We start from the raw sequence: 1,382 nt of genomic DNA, 5'->3' as shown, positions 1-1,382 counted from the left end.
CGCCGTGCGCTCAACGTCCAGATATTCCGTAATCACGGTGACGCTGCCCGCGGGCTTTTTCGTCTTGAAGGTAAACAGCAGCTCTTTGGCACGGGCCGTCGGGAACATTTCATTGCGGATAAAGCCGCGCATCAGAAAGTCCAGATGGAACATGCCGTCCTGCCACATCAGATCGTTGCGGTTCGCCATGTAACGCTCACGCCAGGCGGTGGTTTCATAGGCCACGTTGTCATCGCGCTTGATTTCCAGCTCTTCAATCGCATCCGTCATGAAGTGCATGCGGCGAATGCTGCGCTTCATGTCGTTCGGCAGGGTGTTAAAGGTGTTAGTGCCCTGCGCGGGCATATCAATCTGCAAACGCTCCAGACGCGGCAGATACATACGCAATGCCTGCGGCTTGTTGGTCTCGGCAATGACTTCAAGAGTCGGGCTATCCGGGTCGCCGTCCTGCTTGGCCGCAATATCGACCTGAATCTGTAGTGACTCACCCAGCATGGTGACCAGTGAAGTCAGCTGCTGGCCGTCTTTGAGCTTCAGGGACAAATCGGCAAAGGACACAATAAAGACCTGCTCACCCTGTGGGGCGAGCGCCGCGGGTACATCCAGTTGTTTGTATTGCTCCAGCGTACGAAAGAAGGTCGCCGGGATACCGCTGATAAACGCGTTACTGTTCAGGCGGAACGTGATTTCCAGCCGCTCTATCGGCAGGTTGGTGTTAAACATGAACGAGTCAAACGTCTGGCCTGTCGGGATCGTCAGCGTTGAACGTCCGTTATAAGTCACGCCGCTGAAGCTCGACAGCTTGAGCTGTTTCACCCCTTCGTATTTGTAATTGGCTAAGGCTTGCGCCTGCGCTTCTGGCGTTACTGCTACTACATTCATGATTAAAACCACCCGTCGCCGTAAATTGTTTCTTTCAGCGTCTTCAGCGAAGACACGTTATTGATCACCGCAATGATCAGCAAAGTGACCACCACAGTGATCAGCATGACTTTGTGCTCTTTCTTCATAGCGTTCCTTTGAGTTGTTGGTTGAACCGTTAAGGTGGTGCTATGAAAACGACTTTTAGGCAGGTTGGAAATGAGGAGAAACCTATAGGTTAGGCGGGTAACCTATAGGTTTAAACGTGACGGGCATCACGCTGCTTTTTTGCTGTTTTTCCGGTAGCTCAGGGCCACTTTGCGGCCCGTCTGGCAGTTCAGTGCCCCTTTCTGATAGTTCCCTACGCCGTCCTCGACGTGGATGAAATCCGCGATCGGCTTGTTGATTTCCAGCTTGTTCACTTTGGCCGAACGTAAGGCGGCAATGTCTGCCACCGGCACGGATTTCGCGTCAGACAGGTACTTGGCATCGTTCATCGAATTGACCGCGCACAGATACCA

The 1,382-nt window shown here is 53.0% G+C and carries 2 protein-coding genes and 1 pseudogene; all 3 read right to left on the bottom strand.

Annotated features, from left to right (window positions below):
• The coding region (locus tag IFO68_RS21795; protein ID WP_192017844.1) for a major capsid protein P2 at positions 1-882 on the bottom strand (882 nt) is incomplete at its 3' end.
• 2 nt (positions 883-884) lie between these two features.
• Positions 885-1,010, bottom strand: coding sequence for a hypothetical protein (locus IFO68_RS22060; RefSeq protein ID WP_255558100.1), 126 nt, complete (start codon positions 1,008-1,010; stop codon positions 885-887).
• Positions 1,011-1,136: 126 nt separating this feature from the next.
• Positions 1,137-1,382, bottom strand: a pseudogene (locus IFO68_RS21790) (hypothetical protein); the annotation flags it as partial.

The organism is Photobacterium arenosum, from assembly GCF_014841115.1.
Classification (GTDB): Bacteria; Pseudomonadota; Gammaproteobacteria; order Enterobacterales; family Vibrionaceae; genus Photobacterium; species Photobacterium arenosum.
The sequence above is the reverse complement of the archived record's forward strand: the minus strand, read 5'-3'. Positions and strand labels throughout refer to the sequence as shown.